The 19,864-nt window shown below is 61.5% G+C and carries 21 protein-coding genes and 1 pseudogene; 10 read left to right on the forward strand and 12 right to left on the reverse strand.

The window, feature by feature from the left end:
• Positions 1–280: 280 nt before the first annotated feature.
• The 6 genes from ACX80U_RS12710 to ACX80U_RS12735 form a co-directional block, all read right to left on the reverse strand.
• Positions 281–619: a hypothetical protein gene (locus ACX80U_RS12710; RefSeq protein ID WP_459268716.1), complete on the reverse strand. Its 339-nt coding sequence runs from the start codon at positions 617–619 to the stop codon at positions 281–283.
• A 467-nt stretch (positions 620–1,086) separates the two neighbouring features.
• Positions 1,087–1,707: an Asp23/Gls24 family envelope stress response protein gene (locus ACX80U_RS12715; RefSeq protein WP_459268717.1), complete on the reverse strand. Its 621-nt coding sequence runs from the start codon at positions 1,705–1,707 to the stop codon at positions 1,087–1,089.
• 61 nt (positions 1,708–1,768) lie between these two features.
• Positions 1,769–2,329, reverse strand: a complete 561-nt coding sequence (locus ACX80U_RS12720; RefSeq protein ID WP_459268718.1) for a DUF6286 domain-containing protein — start codon at positions 2,327–2,329, stop codon at positions 1,769–1,771.
• Positions 2,326–2,823, reverse strand: a complete 498-nt coding sequence (locus ACX80U_RS12725) for an Asp23/Gls24 family envelope stress response protein (RefSeq protein ID WP_459268719.1) — start codon at positions 2,821–2,823, stop codon at positions 2,326–2,328. The genes ACX80U_RS12720 and ACX80U_RS12725 overlap by 4 nt, the downstream gene beginning before the upstream one ends.
• Positions 2,820–3,002 (reverse strand): hypothetical protein, encoded by a 183-nt coding sequence (locus ACX80U_RS12730; protein WP_459268720.1) that lies wholly within the window; start codon positions 3,000–3,002, stop codon positions 2,820–2,822. Before ACX80U_RS12730 ends, ACX80U_RS12725 begins: the two co-directional genes overlap by 4 nt.
• A 253-nt stretch (positions 3,003–3,255) precedes the next feature.
• Positions 3,256–3,768, reverse strand: coding sequence for an Asp23/Gls24 family envelope stress response protein (locus ACX80U_RS12735; RefSeq protein ID WP_459268721.1), 513 nt, complete (start codon positions 3,766–3,768; stop codon positions 3,256–3,258).
• A 429-nt stretch (positions 3,769–4,197) separates the two neighbouring features.
• Here ACX80U_RS12735 and ACX80U_RS12740 point away from each other — a divergent pair, with 429 nt between their 5' ends.
• The 3 genes from ACX80U_RS12740 to ACX80U_RS12750 are packed head-to-tail and all read left to right on the forward strand — an operon-like array spanning position 4,198 to position 6,411.
• On the forward strand, positions 4,198–5,337 hold the full coding sequence (locus ACX80U_RS12740; RefSeq protein WP_459268722.1) for an RNA polymerase sigma factor: 1,140 nt from the start codon (positions 4,198–4,200) through the stop codon (positions 5,335–5,337).
• Positions 5,328–5,951 carry an Asp23/Gls24 family envelope stress response protein gene (locus ACX80U_RS12745; RefSeq protein ID WP_459268723.1) on the forward strand — a complete coding sequence of 208 codons (624 nt, stop codon included), beginning with the start codon at positions 5,328–5,330 and terminating at the stop codon, positions 5,949–5,951. Before ACX80U_RS12740 ends, ACX80U_RS12745 begins: the two co-directional genes overlap by 10 nt.
• Before the next feature lie 43 nt (positions 5,952–5,994).
• Entirely contained in the window at positions 5,995–6,411 is a 417-nt protein-coding gene (locus ACX80U_RS12750; RefSeq protein WP_459268724.1) for a hypothetical protein, read from the forward strand.
• Between the two features lie 220 nt (positions 6,412–6,631).
• Here the strand turns inward: ACX80U_RS12750 and ACX80U_RS12755 are convergent, their stop codons facing one another.
• Positions 6,632–7,579 (reverse strand): DUF2382 domain-containing protein, encoded by a 948-nt coding sequence (locus ACX80U_RS12755; protein WP_459268725.1) that lies wholly within the window; start codon positions 7,577–7,579, stop codon positions 6,632–6,634.
• Between the two features lie 226 nt (positions 7,580–7,805).
• On the opposite strand from ACX80U_RS12755, the gene ACX80U_RS12760 reads away from it, so the two are divergent.
• The 4 genes from ACX80U_RS12760 to ACX80U_RS12775 all read left to right on the forward strand — a co-directional run bounded on the left by ACX80U_RS12760 (position 7,806) and on the right by ACX80U_RS12775 (position 10,874).
• Complete coding sequence (locus ACX80U_RS12760; protein WP_459268726.1) at positions 7,806–8,579, forward strand: membrane protein; 774 nt, start codon at positions 7,806–7,808, stop codon at positions 8,577–8,579.
• Positions 8,580–8,867: 288 nt separating this feature from the next.
• Complete coding sequence (locus tag ACX80U_RS12765) at positions 8,868–9,269, forward strand: MarR family winged helix-turn-helix transcriptional regulator (RefSeq protein ID WP_459268727.1); 402 nt, start codon at positions 8,868–8,870, stop codon at positions 9,267–9,269.
• A gap of 480 nt (positions 9,270–9,749) precedes the next feature.
• Positions 9,750–10,502 (forward strand): aquaporin Z, encoded by a 753-nt coding sequence (aqpZ, locus tag ACX80U_RS12770; protein WP_459268728.1) that lies wholly within the window; start codon positions 9,750–9,752, stop codon positions 10,500–10,502.
• 198 nt (positions 10,503–10,700) lie between these two features.
• Positions 10,701–10,874 carry a CsbD family protein gene (locus ACX80U_RS12775; RefSeq protein ID WP_459268729.1) on the forward strand — a complete coding sequence of 58 codons (174 nt, stop codon included), beginning with the start codon at positions 10,701–10,703 and terminating at the stop codon, positions 10,872–10,874.
• Positions 10,875–11,262: 388 nt separating this feature from the next.
• Here ACX80U_RS12775 and ACX80U_RS12780 read toward each other — a convergent pair whose 3' ends face one another.
• The 4 genes from ACX80U_RS12780 to ACX80U_RS12795 form a co-directional block, all read right to left on the reverse strand.
• Positions 11,263–12,099: a sigma-70 family RNA polymerase sigma factor gene (locus tag ACX80U_RS12780; protein ID WP_459268730.1), complete on the reverse strand. Its 837-nt coding sequence runs from the start codon at positions 12,097–12,099 to the stop codon at positions 11,263–11,265.
• Positions 12,100–13,196: 1,097 nt separating this feature from the next.
• Complete coding sequence (locus tag ACX80U_RS12785; protein WP_459268731.1) at positions 13,197–13,433, reverse strand: hypothetical protein; 237 nt, start codon at positions 13,431–13,433, stop codon at positions 13,197–13,199.
• A gap of 235 nt (positions 13,434–13,668) precedes the next feature.
• Entirely contained in the window at positions 13,669–15,354 is a 1,686-nt protein-coding gene (locus ACX80U_RS12790) for an ATP-dependent nuclease (RefSeq protein WP_459268732.1), read from the reverse strand.
• 334 nt (positions 15,355–15,688) lie between these two features.
• On the reverse strand, positions 15,689–16,084 hold the full coding sequence (locus tag ACX80U_RS12795; RefSeq protein WP_459268733.1) for an SRPBCC family protein: 396 nt from the start codon (positions 16,082–16,084) through the stop codon (positions 15,689–15,691).
• A gap of 254 nt (positions 16,085–16,338) precedes the next feature.
• Between ACX80U_RS12795 and ACX80U_RS12800 the strand changes: the two genes are divergently transcribed.
• The 3 genes and pseudogenes from ACX80U_RS12800 to ACX80U_RS12810 all read left to right on the forward strand — a co-directional run.
• Positions 16,339–16,914, forward strand: a complete 576-nt coding sequence (locus ACX80U_RS12800; protein WP_459268734.1) for a recombinase family protein — start codon at positions 16,339–16,341, stop codon at positions 16,912–16,914.
• A gap of 121 nt (positions 16,915–17,035) precedes the next feature.
• Positions 17,036–17,773, forward strand: a complete 738-nt coding sequence (locus tag ACX80U_RS12805) for a GAF and ANTAR domain-containing protein (protein WP_459268735.1) — start codon at positions 17,036–17,038, stop codon at positions 17,771–17,773.
• 345 nt (positions 17,774–18,118) lie between these two features.
• Positions 18,119–18,403, forward strand: a pseudogene (locus ACX80U_RS12810) (IS110 family transposase); the annotation flags it as partial.
• A gap of 53 nt (positions 18,404–18,456) precedes the next feature.
• Here the strand turns inward: ACX80U_RS12810 and ACX80U_RS12815 are convergent.
• Positions 18,457–19,227 (reverse strand): GAF and ANTAR domain-containing protein, encoded by a 771-nt coding sequence (locus tag ACX80U_RS12815; protein WP_459268736.1) that lies wholly within the window; start codon positions 19,225–19,227, stop codon positions 18,457–18,459.
• Positions 19,228–19,864: the final 637 nt, after the last annotated feature.

The following is a 19,864-nucleotide window of genomic DNA, read 5'->3' on the forward strand; positions in this document are numbered from 1 at the left end:
CTGTGCAGGACCTGCAACTCGATGTCCTCAAGTGCCGCGAGGTCCTCGGGGAAAGAATCGGTGGGTACAAGACGAGAATTCATAACTACTCCTGAAAAGAGGGGAAAACGCGAGAGGGAAGAGGTGCCGGCACATGCGACGAGGATCGGCATGACGGCGAGCTGGTGCTGTTCAGCAGCACAGTCCGGGCCCCGGACGGACAGCACAGGCGGGACAGGAGTCCTGCAGCTGCTGTTCGGCGGGGGAACAGGCCGGTGGTGTGGAGAAGGTGTTCGGACTGTCAGGCGGCGACGGGTGAAGCTACGCGTGAGGTGTCAGACAGGGCAGCGGGCCCGGTAATGCGGACCGGGGCCGGGGCGCTGTGCTGGCTCTGGTGTGTGGAGATGTGCGGGGGAGCCGAGTGGCACGCCTCCAGGAGGAGGCGGATCGCGTCAGCTTCCACCGTGGCCGCCCGCGAGATGTCGATGGTGACGATGGGGTTGCCCGGTAGAGCGCGGGCACGCTGTATGAGGGGCACAAGGGCCCGGTAGTTCGTGGTGGTGAAGCGGCCTCGAACGGAGATCGTTGCTTCGTTATTGGCGAGGTCGACCCTGATCAGGGTGAGAAGGCGGTCGTACATGGTGGCTCCATCAAGGGAAAACCGGTTGGCCGCTTGCAGGACCAGTCATCAGCATAAGGCAGTCGAACCCCGTATCAGAACATGGCATCACGGAGTGTTTCCACGACGTCCGCTTGCCCTGACCTTCTGCCGGAAGGGCGGGGTAGCTGGCCAGCGCATGGACGTGGTTCGACGGGTCACGAGAATGCCGGACGACCAATGATGTCGTGCGCGGCCGAGGCAGTTTGTGCTGTTGTTGAGAGCACTCCCCAGAGAGAGCGAGTGTCTCCAGTGGACCGCTGGGTTCGTCATGCGGTGCGCGCATAGGCGGCATGAACGCCAAGGGCATTACAGTGTTGCCTCTTCGCGGTTCACCTGATGCGCTCATACGCGTGCGCGACGCGGCCCGCCCAGAGGGTGGCGTCGGGATGACGGAGAGGTGGCCGTCGCCGGGCTCGGTGGATACCTGAGCCCGGCGAGACGCGGGTTTAGAGCACGACGGCTTTGTTGTTGGCTTTGGATGCTGAGACGTTGATCAGCACCGCGGTCTTGCGCAGGGGGGTTTCCAGTGCCGTCTCAAGGTTCGGTGCGACGTGGCTGTGGATCTGATCGATGATGTCCCGGATATCGGAGCGGGGATCCACTTTCACGTCCAGGTTCAGCTCGGGCTGGGACGCGCTTCCCCGGAGCAGAGCGGACGCCCCGGTCACACCGTAGATTCCTTCGACGTCGGCCTCGACCGCGTCAGCGATGACCCGTGGTTCGCATCGGGTGCGACCATCAACGGCGTCCTCGGCGTGGAGTCGGTAGGTGCGCGCCTGCTGTCGTTTCGGGATCTGCGCCAGCAACCACATCAGGGCCAGCAGTCCGACGAGGACTGCCGCGATCGTGACGAGGATGGCTGCTCCATTGGAGGCGAACAGATCCTGGAACCCGTCGGGAAGAATCCGCTCCTGGGGGCCGGCGGGTTGTAGTCCAGGATTGATGGTCGAGGTCAGGGTTGCCGCGGCGCCGGATGCCAGGAGGATGCCGGCCAGACCGAGCAGCAGTGCCACCAGACCGATGATCGCCAGCCAGGTGCGGTTCAGGCCGCCCGCGGTGTGCCTCATGGTGTTGTCCTTTCGGGTGTCGCTGAACAGAGGGCGGGGAAACGGGGGATTGCTGAAGGGGTCACGGGGTGGTCCTGACACGGACGACGACGCGGGGCGAGGGATCCACACCGACCTGCTCAAGACGTCGCTCGAGGGACCGGGTGAGCTTTTCTGTTAGTTCGGGCGCGTCGTGCAGGGGCGTGCGCACCAGCGCGGTGACCTTCTTCGCCGTCGCGGTGACCGACGCGGAGTCCACACCATCGGCCTGGTCGAGGTGTTCGCTGGCGAGTTTCGCGACGCCCCGGCGGCTGATCACGGTCTCGGCGGTCTGCGGGTCCGTTCCATTGGGGTCCGTCAGACGTACGGTGGTGTGCTGGCCCGGCAGGATCGCGGCGAGCAGCAGGACCAGCCCCAGGATGGCGAGGATGATCGCCGCCGCCCAGAGGGCAGGGCTGGCCCAGGTGAGGCTGGAGAGGCTCTGGCGGATAGGTGCCAGGAACCCCGGCCAGGTCCCGCTGAGGAGCCGGCTGATGCCGGCCCACGCGCCCACGCCGGCCAGGGCGAGGAGGACGATGGCGGTGATGGTGGCTGGCAGAGACCGGCTTGAGCGGCGTCGCAGTGATTGGGAGCGGGTGCTCATTGAAGTTCCCTTCGACCGGATCGGTCGGTTCTGGCGACCAGTGAAGTGATGTCGATATCGACCTGGCGCACGTCAACGCCGCATCGTTTGCTGACTTGGGTGCGGATCCGCTCGCGCAGGCGCTCGGTGGTCACACGTAGCGGCGTCGGGTACCGCACTCCCGCGCGGACCTGGAGGGACGCGGTACGGCCGTGAAGTTCGGCTGTGACCTTGGGTCGGGCGTCTTCGTCGTCACGGGATCCGATGCCCAGGAAGCCTCCACTGGAGCCATGCACCCCGGGGGTGTCTGCCGCGATCTGACTGGCGATCTTCTCGATGACCTTTTCGGCGATCGTCAGCGTCCCACGGTCCTCGGCAGCAGTCCGCCCACCGGATGCATCCGTACCCTCAGTGCCGTTCGCACTGTCGGGTGTGCTGTCCGTGGCGGAAGTGGGGCTGCTGACCGTGTAGAGGCCTTGCCGGTGAGGGGTGTGCGCTTCAGGGTTGTCGGTCATCGGCGGGTGGAGGAACGTCCGGTCAGGGCGCCCAGATCGATCTTGCCGTCGATGGCACGGGCAACGAGGAGTCCCAGGGCACCGAAGACGGCGACGGTGAGGAACTCGCCGAAACCGCCGAACGCGGCGGCCCAACCCAGGACAAGACCGGCCACCAGGCCCATAGCTGTCGTACTCATAATCGTGCCTCTCAGAAAGTGTGGGTGCTGCGGTGAAGGAGCAAGCAAGAAACGGGGGATGCCGCAGCCGTGAGCTCTCCGGGATGATCCGTCGAACTCACGGCCTGCAGTGTTCTGCCGCCGGGCGTCTCCGGGGCTGCTCAGTGCTACCCACTGGCAGTTCGGGATATCCGGCGTTGTCCAGCATTGCCGGGGGGTGTCCGGCGGTGTCCGGCGGTATCAGGCGCGGGGAGTTGCTGGGAGTTGCTGGGAGTTATTGGAGTTCGGTGCGTGCGGAGTCGTTGTCGTCCTTCTGGTCATCCTCGGGGAGGTGGACATCGGTGACGTTGATGTTCACTTCGAGGACCTCAAGGCCCGTGGTCTCCTCGACGGAGTCGATGACATTGCGGCGGATCATCTTGCTGACGTCAACGATGGACGCGCCGTGCTCGACGACGATGCTCAGATCGATGGCTGCCTGACGCTCACCCTTTTCGACGCTGACGCCACCGCTGACATTGGTCTGGGATCCGGGGATGCGCTCGGAGAGGCTGCTGAATGCGCGACGGCCGGCACTGCCCATGGCATATACGCCGGGTACTTCGCGGGCGGCGAGGCCGGCGATCTTCTGCACGACGGTGTCGGCGACAGTGGTGTTGCCCTGGTCGGTCTGCAGCGGTCCGACGTTGCGTGACTGCTCGACGTTTTTCGCCTGCTGCTCGGCCTGGCGCTTCTGCTCCTCGCCGGTAGCCGGAACGACGGAGTGGGATGCAGTGGTGTTAGCCATGATGGGAAGATCTCCTCGTAAGAGTGTGGGGAAGCTGATGCGTACATAGGTAAAGACGCCGGTTCCGGCGATTCGTCACGCCCGGCAGAAGAATATTTTTTGTGACCGGTCTGGAGTGCTTCTTTGAGGATCTTCTCGGGACTGTCGCGCCCGGGCTGTCGGGGCGACACGTGCTCTGATCGGGACGTGTTTCGCGGTTGACGAACCTCGCCCCAATCCCTAGCGCGACCGCTACCCGCCAACCGGGTGCACCGGGAGGCGTTGAGAGGTGGACCCCCCCCGCAGGTCAGAAGTGGCTTAGTCTAAGCACGGTCTCCACCGCACATTCCATGCGCGACCCGCCACACATCTCTCGCACAGGGGCCTCAGATGAGAAGTCAACACGGGTTGCGCTGATCACGGAAGTCATTGACGACGGAAAGGGGCTGCGTGGGCCACGACGAGCACCAGGAGCACGAGGAGCACGAGGAGCACGGGACCCTGGAGTCCGGTAGGGCTTCCACCATGAGCCCTTCCAGCGACTCTTCCGGTGATCCTTCCGGTGATGAGGCTGATGCTGATGGCCTCACACCTCACGCGCGTATCGAGTACTCCGCCGACACAGCCGCTGATCATGAAGCGGGCAACGGGGTTCCGAATCTCGAGGACCTCGTTCCTGCCGGCCCGACGGATACCGGTGTTCTCATCGCATCCACTCCTGCAACGAAGAACCCGATTCCCGCTGTTCTGCCTGAACGCTTCGAGCAGGAACCCCAAACACCTGGCACCACGCAGAACAGGGCCATAACCGACACCAGTGAAGCCCCTTCCGCTGACGTCCATGATGAATACTCCACCACCGATCAGCGTCAAGTTTCGGCAGGGATTCAATCCGCTGATGCCGTGGAGGATGCTGCCGCCGTCAACGCCGACTCGTTCACCGACGCATCCTCTCACCCCACCCCGGACGGACCGGAGCGATGGTCGGTAGCGGGCGTCGAGGAGCTCGATGAGCTGACGATCGTGTCGCGGGCCCAGGATGGGGATCTGGATGCTTTCGACTGGTTGATCTCCGCATATCAGGGAGGAGTCTTCCGGTTGTGTTTGCGGATGCTCAACGATCGCTCCGAAGCCGAAGACATCGTGCAGGAAACGTTCATCACCGCCTGGCGGAGCCTGCCGAAGCTCACGGTGCCGCAGGCTTTCATTCCCTGGTTGTACCGCACAGCGACGAACAAATGCCTGAACGAACTCCGGCGCCGACAAAGACGCCCCGCAGATGCGACAGCAGACCTCGGCTCCGATCAGGACGAGGCACAAGCGGGGCCTTCCGGGGGAAGGAATACCATCGGAGTAGCAGCTCCGGTAGACCCGGCCCAGGACTATGAGACCCAGTCTCAGATGAGGGCGCTGGCCCAAGTCCTCCAGACGCTGCCGCCCGGCCCGCGCGCCTGCTGGTTGCTGCGCGAAGTCCATGAATTTTCGTACGCAGAGATCGCGGCCATCGTGCAGGTTCCCGAAAGTACCGTCCGCGGCCGGATCGCCCGCGCGAAGCGCTTGTTGGCAGAAGGGATGGAACCATGGCGGTGAACGATAACCAGAAGCGCGACGATCGTGCCCAGGAGGACCGCCCACGTCTTGGCTGCGGCAGGAACCTCGATGATTTGTGGGCTCATATCGACGAACCACCCTCAGCCCACGAACAGCACTGCGAGGACTGCCTCAGCGCCCGCGCATCTCTGCACCACCTCGCATCTGTCACAGAATCAATGCGGGCACGTGACCGGACGGACCCCGACCTGCAACCGGGCAGCCGCGTCAGGGAAGCGATCATGATGGTCGCCCGTTCAGAGATACGCCGCGGTCGTCGAGCCCCGCTGCGCACCACCAGGTACGGTGCCATCGACATCAGCGAACAAGCCCTGACCGCGTTGATCCGCTTCGCCGCATCAACAATCCCCGGGATCCATGCACGCCGCTGCACCATCAGCACCACCGGACCCGACGGGAAACGCTTGCCTTCGAGCGACCCCGTCGATGTCAGCGACGTCCGCATCACCCTGCAGGTAGCAATCAGATCAACAATGAAAATCCCGGAAGCGATGGTGTCCCTGCGGGAACGTGTCGGTGCCATCGTGCAAAGCCAGACCGCTATCACCATGAAACAAATCGATTTCGTCGTGGAGGACCTTTACGATGTCTGAGCAGCCTTCCCCTCAGCCTTTTCCTCAGCCTTCCACCCAGTCAATGGACGCCCGGGTCGTTGACCTCGACCTCGTCGCGGAGAACCTCCGAACGATGCTGCTCGCCGAGCCAGGGCTGCTACGCCTGGAACCCACTGTGCGCAGCACCCTCCAACGTCTGAAACTTGCCTCCGTTGCGGTGGTCCAACAGACCTTCGCCACGAGCCTGGATGACCCGACCGTCTCCGTCACGGACGGACTCACCCTCACCCTCGCCGGCAGCGTCGTCAACGCTCACCTCGACATCGCCACCGACCTCACCCACCCGGCGCTGGCGCTCTCCGAAAAGCTGCAGGAACTCACCGCCGACACCATCGAACGCAGCGGCCTCCTTGTCGGGACGATCAACGTCACCATCCTCTCCATCGAGGGAACCCCCCGCCATCCCCCCAGCCATCAACAATCCAACGAGCTCGTCTAGAACCAAGCGAAGTGCCACCGGTCAGCGTCCCCCACGCAGTACACGGGCACGCTCCTGAAAAGACCGGCGCACTTAGCGGACAAGGCGGGACATCAGCAGTGCTTCCCCCGGATGAGGAAAGAGCTGACCGGGACCTGATTGCAGGTGAAAGGACGCTGCGTCAGCAGCGTCCCTTCACCTGCAATCAACACTGGCCAATCAACTGATCAGCTCCGCGGTATCAGCGACGGCGGTCGGAGGTGCCGCTGCCATCGGTCGTCGAGCCGTCGGTGCTGTCATCGACGAACTCGATCTGTTCCTTGCGCACCTCATCGGTGACGGTCTCCTGCTCGGTGACGGTTTCCTTGTCGAGGCGGACACGCTCGACCGCGACGGCTTCCTTCTCCACCACGGGACGCTCTGCATGGAGAACGACCTCGTGCTCTTCCTCGCTGATCGCGGGACCGTCGTAGGCGTCTCCGCGGTTGGCGTCCGTGATGGGCTCGCGCTCCAGGCGGACCTCTTCGTGGCTGACGGGAACGGTCTGGGTGACGTTCTCGGTGACGACGTACTTGCGCAGGCGGGCCTTGCCGGCTTCGCGCCGCTCGGTGCCGACGTGGAGCTGCTCCTCCGAGCGAGTCATCGCCTCATCGGTAGTCGGGCCGGACGTGTCGTGGCCCACCGCGTCCTTGCGGTCATGACGCTCGTCGCCGTCCTGGAATCCGGCCTCGAACCCGCTCGTACCAGACGTCGTGCCGGTCGTCGTGCCGGTGGTGTCCCGGCCGCCATCAAGGAAGTCGCCGCCGGTCGTACCCGCGGTCGCAGCATCCGTCCGGTCCGTCCGGTTCGAGTTGTCGCTGTGCCCGGTGTGGCCGGCGAGTTCGTAGTGGCGGTAGAGGCGGTCCTCTTCCTCGGGGCTGATCTGGCCGTCGGACTCAACGCGGGGTGCGTCCTTGACCTGCTCCTTGGTGTAACCGATGGTCACGTCGTCGCCGTTGATGTTCGCGCCCTGCAAAGGAGCAAACGACTCGGACGTGCCGAACAGCCCGGTCTTGACGGTGACCCAGCTCGGGTCGCCGCTCTGGTCGTCCAAGTAGACCTGGCCGACGGACCCGATCCTGGTGCCGTTGCTGTCCAGGACGTGGCCGTTGCCGGAGAGGATGCTGTCGATGTCATTCTGCGTAAGCATGGAAGTCCTTCTGGGTTGAGCCGGGCCAAGTGCCCGGTCATGGTGGGAATCGAGAATCTGCGCAACGCTCTAGTGATCTGTCGCCAACGCCACCAACTCCATAAGCAGTCTTATAGTAAGCCTGCTTGCTTTGCAAGGATCAACGCCCTACTGTGATCCCGATAGCTGCTGGTGGCGCGTGGGGGCGCCCTGAACCCGGCTCCCCACTCGCTTTTAGGAAACATCCATGGAAGAAACACTCCGGTCCGGTCTGGCGACCGTGATCGAATTCGTACCCAAGCTCGTCCTGTTCCTCGTCATCCTCATCGTGGGTCTGATCATCGCGAAAGTGATCTCCAAGGCCCTGGACAAGCTGCTCGAGAAGGTCGGCTTCGACCGTGTCGTGGAGCGCGGCGGCGTGAAGAAGGCCCTCGCTCAGTCCTCCCTGGATGCCAGCGACATCGTCTCGAAGATCGTCTATTACTTCCTGGTCCTGTTCGTCCTGCAGTTCGCCTTCGGCGTCTTCGGGCCGAACCCCGTCAGTGACCTGCTGGCCGGTATCATCGCGTTCCTGCCCAAGATCATCGTCGCGATCGTCATCGTCGTCATCGCCGCCGCTATCGCCGCAGCCGTGAAGTCCCTGATCCAGAATGCCCTCGGTGGTCTGTCCTACGGCAGGATCCTGGCGAACATCGCGAGTATCTTCATCCTCGGCATCGGCATCATCGCGGCCCTGAACCAGGTCGAGATCGCAACGACCGTCACCACCCCGATTCTGATCGCGGTCCTCTCGGCTGTCGTCGGAGTCATCGTCGTCGGTGTTGGTGGTGGGCTCATCGGCCCCATGTCCAAGCGGTGGGAAGGCTACCTGAACAAGGCCGAGGAAGAAGCCCCGAAGATCAAGGCGCACGCTGATGCCGCACCGTCCGCCGGCCAGCAGCTCAAGGGCAAGGCTCAGCAGGCCAAGGCCCAGACCACTCAGCGCACCAGCGGTGGCGCCGACGGTGCACACCGCATCTAGCTCTCCCGCGTCCTGACCGGTACACCCTCTGAGGCTCACAAAAACGCCGACCAGGACGACACGAGGGATACAGGAGAGGGGTGCTACCCACGCGGTAGCACCCCTCTCCTGTCCCACACGCAGTTCACCCTCAGAGCTCCACGGCGCAAAACGGTGATCGCTACCTGTCCCGTCCGGCGCGGCTCACCCACATCACCGCCACGTCTCATCGACCAACACGACGCACCCGACCCCCTGTGTGCGCTTCGAGGCGCCTTTCCCGCTCATCCCGTTCTGGAGGACCGCAGCATGGAGCCCGACGACCTATCGACCCTGCAGCTGCTGTCCATCGCGGCCCGACTGGCCCGACAGCAATCAGCGGCCTGCCTCAAAACGATCGGCCTCCCGCAAATGGGGTTGCACCTCCTGCAACACCTTGCGGAGCGAAGCCCGATCCGGCAGTCCGATCTAGCCGGCCTCGTGCTTGCCAGCAGGCAGACCACCGGGTTTGTCCTATCCAAGCTCGAGAAGAATCAATGGGTCACCCGGGAGCGCGGTCTCGCGCATAACGAGTTCACCGTCAGCATCACCGGTCGGGGACAGTCCGTCCTGGACGTCGCACTGCAGCGTCTCCACGCACTCACCCTCCCCAGTGGGGCCGAAACGCTCCGCCCTACCCTCGTTGGCATCATCACACGGGCCGCCACCTGACGTCGGCCTACCCAACAGACAGTCCCGCCGCCCCGCAGCCCGACCGTCCCATCGATGAGAACAGCAGAAAGATTTCTTGAGGAAGTTCCGGCGAGGGCGTGAGGAATAGCGCTGGGCAGCGTCTTTATAGACATGCGCAGCTTCCTCGGCCACCGACCCGTCCCATGTGTTGGGGCACTGAACCACCCTCGCACCCGGCAAACACCCGAACATATCCGCACTGAGACCGTCAGCAACCCGTGGTCATAGGCGTGTCCGCCCACCGGCGGCCCGTCGAGGACTAAGAGCGACCCCGGAGGCTTCGTGCGTTGTCCGTGAGCTCCTCGTCCGTTGTCCGTGAGCATGATGCTTACCCGGAACGGGTCACCACGGCACCGATCTCACGCAGCATGCCCGCAGGGGCAAAAACACTGCGCCCGATCCACCACTCCGAGAACGTCCTGAACCTATTTCGAGAACGGAACACCAGTGCATCGCTCAATGACATCACGGCTGATCGCTGAGGCGCTGGGTACGTTCGTCCTCGTCTTCGGTGGATGCGGCAGCGCCATCTTTTCTGCCACAGCCGGCAGCACCGGCGAAACACCCCTGGGCATCGGATCCCTCGGTGTGGCCCTCGCCTTCGGCCTGACCGTCATGTGCATGGCCTATGCGGTCGGTCATATCTCCGGCGGCCACTTCAACCCCGCCGTCACCTTCGGCGCGGCCCTCGCTGACCGTCTGGAGTGGAAAGCCGTCGGACCGTACATCCTCGCTCAACTCCTCGCCGGCCTCACTGCAGCGGCAGCTCTGCTCGCCGTCGCGTCCGGAAAGCAAGGCTTCAACGCCCTTGAATCCGGGTTTGCAGCCAACGGGTACGGCGAGCACTCGCCCGAGGGGTACACGCTTCTCGCCGCCCTCCTGACCGAAGTCATTCTCACGGCCGTCTTCGTGCTGATCATCCTCGGAACCACTGATCCACGTGCGCCCAAAGGCTTCGGGCCCTTGGCTATCGGATTCAGCCTGACCCTCATCCACCTCATCTCCATCCCCATCACCAACACCTCAGTGAACCCCGCACGGTCGGCCGCCGCCGCCTTCTTCGCAGGCCCTGAAGCCATCGGTCAGCTTTGGCTCTTCCTGATCGCCCCCATGATCGGAGCCACCATCATCGGACTCAGCTACCGCCACCTGTTCCCCGCTGAAGAGAACGCGGAAGACCATACAACCGAGGAGTCCGCTTCCCGGGCATGAAAAAAGGGTCCGCAGGATCACTGCGTCCGCGCCGATCAGAGGAAAAGCAGGGTCGCGACTGCCGGTCATGCAAAAGCCCACCGCATCGTTATCGTCTCGGTAAAGGTTCGACCAGGGCACCGGAAGAGCGCGTGAGCGCAGCACTAGGATTCGGAGAGCCAACCGGCTCGCCGATCAACAAAAGAGAAGGACGACATCATGGGACTGGACGACAAGATCAAGAACGCTGCGGAGAAGGTCGCTGGCAAGATCAAAGAAGGTCACGGCAAAGCGACGAACAACGACAGCCTGAAAGCTGAAGGCCAGTCCGATCAGTCAAAGGCGGACTTCAAGAACGCCGGCGAGAACATCAAGGACGCGTTCAAGAAGTAGAAACACCCTAAATGATGCCTATGTTACCGGCACCCGCGAGAAGGGGTGCCGGTAACATAGGCTGCAACCAGCAAGCGGCAGCAATCCGACGACAAACACCCCAATCTCGAGCCCTGGGTGAGCCGCTGACCCTGACGCCCTGGTCTTCGCTCAGTTCCCGTTCCACCCGTGCTGTCGAGCCTTCCTGATCGAGCACCAGCGACATGAACTCGCCGCGAAGAAGGCCGGCACTACACCGAGCCGCGCTAGAGGTGGGTCTGGTCGTAGTCAGGACACATCCGGACAACGGACAACAGCAGGCGCCGGGTCTATTGGCGGGGCCAGCGAGTTCGCACCCCTCAAGGACGCCCCTCTGAACGGGCAGCATGTCCGGTGTCGTTCAATCAATTTAGGACGCGAGAGCTAGCTGCTTCGTCCTGTCCCACCGGTCCGCGGCATGAGGGCGAGTATGGCTCACGGCCGTTCTGAGGGTGCTGAGGTAGGCGGAGTGCCGTGCAGCGGAAACGGTCGCCGTTCTGACTGCAGTTCCGGGCAGTGCGTGGTCGTCGATGTCGGCGTAATGGGTGCGCAGGCCGTCGTGGAGGAGCTTAAGGGCCGTGGTTCGCTGTTGAGAGACAGCCGAATGGGTCGTTCCTAGTTCCTCGGCTATGCTGCCGACGGTCCGTCCGTGGAAGAAGACCTGCTCCACGACGTGACGCATCTTGGCTGGTAGTGCCGTTACTGCGGCCCTGAGGTAGCGGCTCTGCTCAGCGGCAAGGAGGACCGCCTCCGGAGATGACGTGTCGCTGCGCAGGGTGTCCGCCGCGTCCTGGTCGAGACTGATGACAGTGCGGCTCGCGTCCTGCAACGCACGGTCAGCGGTGTCCCTGTCCACGCCGAGCGTCGCCGCGATCTCCTCGAGCGTCGGATTGCGTCGCAGCGTCCCGGTCAACGTCTCCTGAACGGCGAGAGTGTCCTTGATGCGTCGCCGGGTCGTCCGGGGAGCCCAGTCACTCGAGCGCATCTCGTCGGCAAACGCACCAGTGATCCGTCTCCTGGCATACGCTCCGAACGGAACTCCCAGAGACGAATCGAAGGCGTCCGCCGCGGTGATGAGGGCAATCGCCCCGACCGACGCGAAATCATCACGGGACAGGTGAGACGCCCGTGCACACAGGTCGGAGACCAAGTACCCCACCAGCGGCAGGTTCTGAACGATAAGGGCATCACGATCGGACCCATTCATGAGCAAGCTCCCCAGCTGCTATCAGGATGTGCCCTAGCACGGGAGGAAAAGAAGCCCCACGAATCGTGCGAAGACACCATGTCGCTCGAAAAGTAGCATCACGGCGCGCACGAAAAGCGGGCAGGGCGCAGAAACTGCGTAAACACTGCCGATCAACGCAAGGTACACCACGACGGGCACCGCTCACGGTCGGGTTTTCAGTGGCATCCGCACCAGGTCTCAGTTGGCCGATGCTCCCGGTCGACTGATGCTTCCTGGCCGGTCATTACTCCCGATCGTCAATGACTGTCGGCACCGCATCAGAATCAGTTAGCCCGGGCGTTGATTCATTCCCGGGGCGACGCGTTTCATCGACGATGCCATGTCGTCCTGCCAGCGGGACAACATGGTCCAGAAACCCTCCGCCGTCTAACCCCTCGCACCCTTCGGCCGCCTCTAACCCTCAGTCATGTCCCGCAGCAGAGCTCCACACGAGGGCTTCCTCGTGGTCATGCTCAACAGGTACTAACTGCAGGCAGCGCTGACGTTGGTTGGTAGCTGTTGGGTGACCGGCGGCGCTGGGGCGCGGGATGGTCTCAGGATCCCACTCACCGCCGGTCACATCGTCTCCGGCCTCGAGCAGGGCTGGAAGTGTATGCGGCGAGGTTCTCGCCGCGAGATCCACCCTAAAAGTTCATTCGCTCCAGTCGCGTACAAACCAGTACTCAATTCCATACTCCGACTACCTGAATCCGGGGCGCCATCGGGTGGTACAGGGCACGAATCGCGAGTGCCGCGCGGGATCGGCAGGCAACCGGTTCAAGGATGAAGTGATGTCTCAAAGAAGTCTCTTACCCGCGGCGACGTGATTCCTACGAAGTGCGCGAGGGTCAAATCAGACCCCTCTACGGGCACTCCGTGCCCAAGCAGATTGCACTGATCCGGCAAGAGCCCCTGCCGTCCTGCTTCATGGAACATCATCCGCCGCTCATCACCATCAAGCGGTCCGAACCGAACCTGTATGCAGGACCACCCCGTTCGCTAGCCGATTCCTCATCGGCCGCGCAGAATATCACCCGTTGACCCAACTAAGGGTTGCCCCGGAAATCGCGATTACGTCAATTTGAGCCGGCTTCGTCGTTTCGCTTCTTCAGCCATTCCTGGCGGTAGGCCTCTGTCTCTTCTCGGTTCTTCTGGCCGGCTTTTGCGCCCCAGCGGATACAGAAGTAGAGCACCACGACTCCTGGCGCGATCGTCCAGTTCAGGAGCAACCCGCTCAGGACGAAAACGAAGACTGCACCACCAACCGGGAGAATCCACCCAAGCGCTTTCCGGCGCGGGCTGTCGCCAATCACAATTCAACGCACAGCGCAGTTAGGGCGGTGCCTACCCTTGACCGTTCTTTGATTGTTGTGTTCAGTTGAAAAGCCTGGTTGCGGTCGACTTGAGCATGCGGGTGGATCGCGGTTGTCAGGGTCTGTTGTTTGGTCCGGGGTAGAAGAGTCGGCGTTCCAGATGTGGGTGCATGTAGACCACGACGAGAGTTTTGGGCGACGCGCTAGCCCTGTTCTGATGCGGACTCCAGCGGCCCTAAGCAGTTGAAGCCTGGCCATGGTTCAACTTATCCAGTTGCTTCTTCAGCGCAGCTTCAATTGCATTAAGCACTGGCAGCCATCTCCCAGCCCACTCCAGGTCATCGGCATCTTCGGCTTGTTTTTGCATGAGGTTCTGTAAATTAGACTTGTTTCGGTCCTTAACTACAAAAGGTTCGACGGCGCCGACAGCATCAACGGAGAATGAGTCAAACCAGCCGGGATGTTGCTCATATGCCTCGGCTAGCCAGGAGTCAGGAAAAAGGCCTTCCACCGCGTAGCCGGTTCTAATCGAGACGAAATGGATGTTTGGTTGGAACTGAACGTTTTTCTGGCCAAAATACTGCTGAAGATTCTGCCGGCTTTTGTTGCCCGCTTCATCACCATCAAAGACCGAGACTAGAGCCCGTTCCAGACTAATGGGTTCGAAGACGGCTTTCAGGAAACCTTCGAGCTGCTTCACACCCCCGAAATCATCGATGTAAGCTTGGCGGATTAGTGGGTAATCCTCAGGACCACCGCACCGTTTGACGGCCCAAACGAGCAGTTCTACATCAGACGGACCCTCTACGAGGATGTTCGTTTGTCCCAGGTTGTAGTAATCGGAAAATTGCACGCCTAGCGCATCCCTGATGCGGCCGGTCGCATCGCGGTGAGTGGTGAAGCTGGAGACGACAGTTCGATTATGGGTGTCGAGATCAACTCCTTGTATTCGCTGGAGGTCGGGCGGGACAAAGGAAAGGGAATGGGTGGTCAATACGACGAGGGAGTGTTGAGCAAGAGTTCCAAGGAGTTCTTGGCATGATTTTGATAGTTCGGGATGTAGATAAGATTCTGGCTCCTCAATGAGCCAAATTGGGACGTGACCTGCTGCTTGCTCTTGCTGCGTGATCCACACGAAAGAGGCAAATAGGGCCGTGGACTGTATACCTTGTCCCTTTTCCCCGATAGGAGTTCGCTGCGGATCCGAGAGCAGAAGTTCGAACCCAGTTAATAATCGTGAACGAGATGTGCCCTGCAGTGCAAAGGTGGCACTAATTTGTCCCAGTCCTACAGACGAGAGTTGATCGTTTAGGCTGTCCGAAACCTTACCTAGCGCTTCCTGAATGCCCTTCAGATGCGGCTCGATGGCTTCGGCTGCGATCTCCGTGAGGAACGGCTGGAGTAAGTCTTGGTAAAGACGAGAAGTGCTCTTGGCGGAAGGTACGAAGTGACACCGGAATGTACTCATGAGGATTTCTATAAGCTGCTTTTGTTTGCGGCTAAATGCAGGGCGATCCGCTTCATTAGGTACTTTGGTGTTTGCGAACACTCTGTATACCGGCGTGTTGTTTGCCCCCGCAAAGTACAGGTTGACGCTAAACGATTCAGACTCTCGCTCAGTGCCAACGATTTCGTGAAGTTCACTGAGAAGTGATGCAACCTCTTCATCTCTCGGATGGCCGTCCAGTGCGAACGACGCCACTAGACTTGTGCGTTGCGATCCAGCTCCGAAAGTGAGATCAACTTCCTTGTCATAACCAGCTTCATTTTCATATCCGGTGAAAAAAAGCTGGACGCTCCTGAGCAAATTTGTTTTTCCGCTGTTGTTCGGACCAACGAGTGTGGTGCCCGAATTCAAACGTATAGTTTGCTCGCCAGCGATCGTCCGATAGTTTCTTACCCTTAGCTCAGTGAGCTTCACAAGTCCTCCTACAAGTGCCTTCCTCCCCGTTCCATGCCACGGTGGAAGTCCTTGGACTACCCTAGCTGCGCCGTCACCTTACATATTCCTTAACAGCATGAAATGGGGATGTCAGACGGGCAGGAGTCGTTCCGCAAGCCGGTCCCTTGGCGCTCACTCTGCAGCTGTAGCCCTCGTGCCCGTCAGCACGGCAGCGGCGATGAACGTTTAGCCTGGACGGTGAATATGGACGAAAGGGTGCCCACATGCGTACACCAAGAAGAGCTTTCGGCTGCCAATGAGCAGTCCATCAAAGGAGCCTTCGGTGAAACTGGTGTTGATGGCAGTCCAGGGGCTAGGGCAGCTTACTAACCTGGCGATCGAGTCGTTCTAGATCAGCTTCGACCAGGCTGACGTCCCTAGCGAATTCCTCGTCGTCCAGCTCAATCTGGCGAACCGTGAAGACCACTTCAGCTCCATCCGGGTGTGATAGCACCCGAACAGGATTTGTGACCACGGTGCCGGATGGCAACGTCACGTCGTGGTCGAGAACACCGAAGCGATTCTGTTCGACAAATTGGACCTCCACTCGGCCCATCGGTGATTCCACGAACAGCGTGTCACCATCCCTGACTACTTCACTCTGTGCAAGCCCCGCAGCCCACGCGGGAAGGTTGTCAATGTTCGATGCGTACTCGTAGATGACATCCACGGGCGCGTTGATGACTCGGCTTACGTGTCGGCTCTTCATGGCAGCATCATGCGCCGTAGCTGGTCGGCCATCAAGCGTGTACCCCTCAGATTGTCTAAGGCGGTTCCAATCGTAGAAAGTCGTCTCAGCAAAGGATTCTTTGACTGGACAACGGAGGTGCTTGCTCGGGGAGCTTGCGCACTTCAGTAATTGCAGGGCTGCCGGTGTCCGTGTTTCGTCTCACCAATGTGTCTCACGTCGGCTATTCTCAACAAAGCAGAAGAAGGCCTTTGATGAGCGCGAGGAGCGGACGAGTGGGAAGCATCGGATACGCCCGGGTCAGCACTTTGGAGCAGAACGCGGATCTGCAGCACGCGGCGCTCTCGGCTGCCGGCTGCGATCGGGTTTTCACCGACCATGGGGTGAGCGGGACGATGGCGAGCCGGCCAGAACTCGACAAGCTCCTTGACCACCTCCGAAGCGGTGACGAGGTCGTTGTTTGGAAACTGGACCGGCTGGGTCGGAACACCCGGAACCTGCTGGCCCTCATCGATGATCTGGAAAACAGGGGTGTTCACTTCCGGAGCGTTACAGAAGGCATCAGTACGACAGGGCCGATGGGGCGGGCGATGCTGACGGTGATGTCGGCTTTTGCTCAGCTCGAGCGCGACCAGCTCGCTGAACGGACAAGGGCAGGTATGGCTGCGGCCGCAGAGTATGGGCGGAAGGCTGGCCGACGGGAAGTCACGGCCGAGCATGCGAAGGTCAGACGCGCCCGAGACCTCAAAGCCCAGGGGCTTGCGCCGGCCGACATCGGGAAGATCATCGGAGTCAGTCGCGCTACGGTGTACCGGTATCTCAGTATTGGCGGCAGTGGAGCAGTCGTGTAAGTAACGCGCCAACACCGACGTAGGCTCGTGCACGGTAGATTTCCTCATTCGCACGCAGAGTGTCCACTGAACAGCGCCGTGATCATCCCATCCCGTCGTCAGGTTACCGAGTTGAGGATCCATGAGCCCTACAGAAAATGATCCACCGGTGTCGCCCACTATGGTCCTGCAAGACGCGGTTTTGGACAGTGAGGACGTGCGCGGGTTTCTAAACTCCTTGGCCAGCACGGCCGCCGAGCAGTTGTCTACGGAAGCGGCCCCGGTGTTGTGCGGGGTGACGCTTCTGCGTCCGCGCAGGATGGCGACGGTCGCCAGCAGCAGTGTTGAGGCCGAGAAAATGGACGAACTCCAGTACGAGCACAACGACGGTCCCTGCCTGCGGGCTGCGCGGGAGGAGAAGATGTACCGGGTGGAGGACTTCCGCACCGAGGACCGGTTCGGCGGGTACTCAGCCGATGTAGCCGAGCACGGCATGCTATCCGCGATCGGAGTGCCGATCGTTCTCGACGGTAAGGCCAGCGCTGGCCTCAACCTCTACTCGCCGCAGGTTCGCGGCTTCGACGACGCAGCTGTAGAGAAGGCGTGCGCCTTTGCTCGAGACACGTCAAATGCGCTGCGTACGGCGGTGCGGATCGCTGACCTGACTGATCATTCCAGGGACCTCGAGATCGCGATGCAGAACCGCACGATCATTGACCTGGCAGCGGGGATCATCATGGGCCAGAACAGATGCTCACAGGATAAGGCCATGACGATTCTCAAGATGGCCTCCAATTCCCGGAACCTGAAGTTGAGCGCGGTTGCCGCCGCAGTCGTGGAAAGTGTCACTCGAGCCCCGATCACTACTCACTTCAGCTGACACCCACCACGTTGAGCTGCAACTGCGTGTCTTGACCCGACGTGCTCACCTGGGTGTACCCCAGGCGTCCCATCCGGACTTCCCAGCACAAGATCCTGCAAGTCCTCAAGAAGCACAACAGACGTACTGGTGCTATGCATCGCCAAGGCTGCGCCGAGCACACCCAGCCTCCCAGGCCCAGCAGTGGGGGAGGGGGGCAAGAGAGCCTGCGGTTAATCCACTGGTAAGTCGCCGCGAGAGCGGTTGACTCAAACCAGGCCGCGGAAGTGATCTCCACTCAAGCTCCAGTCACTGTGCAAGGTGGGTCTCACTTAGACCGCCCCCGTGGGTCCCATCTGCGTTGGCATCGACCCCAGGACAAAGGACTACGTCACCAAACGCACCGAGGAAGGCAAGAGCAAACGAGAAATCATGCGGTGCCTGAAACGGTACGTCGCCCGCGAGATCTATCGCCAACTCACCCAACCCGTCCCGGCGCCCTCGGTCGGTGACCTCCGACCGCTCCGCCACGATCTGGGCATCACCCTGCAGCAAGCAGCCGGCAACCTCGGCCAGTGGCCGGCGACGCTATCGCGCCTCGAGCGGGACAAAACCCGCAACGATGAACTGCTCACCAAATACCGGCAATGATTGCAGCAACAAGCCGCTGGCCTGGCCATCGAGCCTCGCTAGGCGGTTCGGGCTCAGGAGGTTGTGGGCTCACCGGTGGCTGTGAAGGTGATCAGCTGCTGGGCGAGGTCGCGGAGCTTCATATTGCGATTACTCGCCGCGGTGCTCAGGATTGAAACAGCTTGTTCCTGACTGCACGTGTTCTGGCCCATGATGATGCCAACGGCCGTGTCAATGGTGGCCCTGCTCTCCATCGCAGCGCGCAAATCAATCCCCGTGTCGACAAGGGCAGCCAGACGCGTGGCGACACCCAGCGATTTCGCGGCCTCCGCAGCGAAGCGGTGCGCGTACCTCCTGGCGCGGGCATCGAAAGCCTCCGGTCGGTCCGAATACAGGTTCAGGGCACTGTAGGTATCCCCCGGAAGGATGATCGGTACCGCGAAAACGGATCGCACACCCTGCGCCTCCATGGCCTGCCGGTACCTTGAACCCGGGCGCAGTGTCCGCACGTCCGGGACATAGACCTCATGTTCCTGCCGGGCGGCGGTCAGGCAGGGCCCGTCATCAAACCGGTACTGAACCTCGTCCAGGTGTTGGGCTTGCTCGCTGCTGCTGGCCACGGTGCCCACCTTCTTCGGCCGCAGAAGGGTAACCCCGCAAAACACCCCTCGACCGGGTGCGCCGAGAACATCTACCGCGATCTCGGTGAGCTGATTCAGGAACTCGACCACGTCCACGCTGTCCACAACAGCCTGATGAAGTCTCTCGGCGGTCCCGTCATCGGAACCAAGCGCTGACAACAGCTCCGAAGCATCCGGGGCGTCGTTCTCGGAAGAGTGGTGCATCGTGGGTCCTCTGAACAGGTTGGGGCTCGGCCGAACGATGCAGGTGTATCCGCTGCGGGCACCATAAGAAGAACGAAAAGGAAGCCGCCCAAGACGAGCAGCCACTTCCAGAGTAGGGACCATATAGCCGCAGCTGCCGATTCTCGGCCGCCCAGGGTGGTACCCGATACCAGTGGCACCGCCCCGCAATCCATGCATGCCCGCGCACGGGGTGAGTAAAAACGTCATCACCCCCAGGTGGGCTGCGTGCAGGCTTCCAGCCCAAGACGCACTCAGTGGACTCCTCCTACGGAAGCTGAAACCACGACTAAGCCGCCTCATACATCACGAACACACGACGTACGCTCTTGACGCTTATAGGAGCGTCAGGTGGACGGCTTTGAGCTCCACCCTTCGGGCTCCACCCGCCCACAATTGGATGACCATCGAGACTCGCAGCTGACCCTGATACGACCAAAACACCCCATTTAATCCCTGTGACTCACAAACCCCGATCACCAGCAGTTCCGAGACACAACCCAATGAGACAAGTTACCGGGACAACGAGACGCTCGAGATGCCGGAGAGTAGGTGCTCCCATGCAAACCAGCTCGAGTGTCTCGGAAAGCTTTAGTTTTTCGAGACGCTCCTTGGCAGC

The organism is Arthrobacter sp. TmT3-37, from assembly GCF_054510835.1.

Coding starts and splice junctions, on each gene's coding strand:
- aqpZ (WP_459268728.1), top strand. CDS start 9,750: ATGACATCACGGCTGATCGCTGAGGCGCTGGGTACGTTCGTCCTCGTC.
- ACX80U_RS12720 (WP_459268718.1), bottom strand. CDS start 2,329: ATGAGCACCCGCTCCCAATCACTGCGACGCCGCTCAAGCCGGTCTCTG.
- ACX80U_RS12805 (WP_459268735.1), top strand. CDS start 17,036: ATGAGCCCTACAGAAAATGATCCACCGGTGTCGCCCACTATGGTCCTG.
- ACX80U_RS12750 (WP_459268724.1), top strand. CDS start 5,995: ATGGACGCCCGGGTCGTTGACCTCGACCTCGTCGCGGAGAACCTCCGA.
- ACX80U_RS12775 (WP_459268729.1), top strand. CDS start 10,701: ATGGGACTGGACGACAAGATCAAGAACGCTGCGGAGAAGGTCGCTGGC.
- ACX80U_RS12760 (WP_459268726.1), top strand. CDS start 7,806: ATGGAAGAAACACTCCGGTCCGGTCTGGCGACCGTGATCGAATTCGTA.
- ACX80U_RS12725 (WP_459268719.1), bottom strand. CDS start 2,823: ATGACCGACAACCCTGAAGCGCACACCCCTCACCGGCAAGGCCTCTAC.
- ACX80U_RS12710 (WP_459268716.1), bottom strand. CDS start 619: ATGTACGACCGCCTTCTCACCCTGATCAGGGTCGACCTCGCCAATAAC.
- ACX80U_RS12765 (WP_459268727.1), top strand. CDS start 8,868: ATGGAGCCCGACGACCTATCGACCCTGCAGCTGCTGTCCATCGCGGCC.
- ACX80U_RS12780 (WP_459268730.1), bottom strand. CDS start 12,099: ATGAATGGGTCCGATCGTGATGCCCTTATCGTTCAGAACCTGCCGCTG.
- ACX80U_RS12715 (WP_459268717.1), bottom strand. CDS start 1,707: ATGAGGCACACCGCGGGCGGCCTGAACCGCACCTGGCTGGCGATCATC.
- ACX80U_RS12735 (WP_459268721.1), bottom strand. CDS start 3,768: ATGGCTAACACCACTGCATCCCACTCCGTCGTTCCGGCTACCGGCGAG.
- ACX80U_RS12745 (WP_459268723.1), top strand. CDS start 5,328: ATGGCGGTGAACGATAACCAGAAGCGCGACGATCGTGCCCAGGAGGAC.
- ACX80U_RS12755 (WP_459268725.1), bottom strand. CDS start 7,579: ATGCTTACGCAGAATGACATCGACAGCATCCTCTCCGGCAACGGCCAC.
- ACX80U_RS12815 (WP_459268736.1), bottom strand. CDS start 19,227: ATGCACCACTCTTCCGAGAACGACGCCCCGGATGCTTCGGAGCTGTTG.
- ACX80U_RS12795 (WP_459268733.1), bottom strand. CDS start 16,084: ATGAAGAGCCGACACGTAAGCCGAGTCATCAACGCGCCCGTGGATGTC.
- ACX80U_RS12730 (WP_459268720.1), bottom strand. CDS start 3,002: ATGAGTACGACAGCTATGGGCCTGGTGGCCGGTCTTGTCCTGGGTTGG.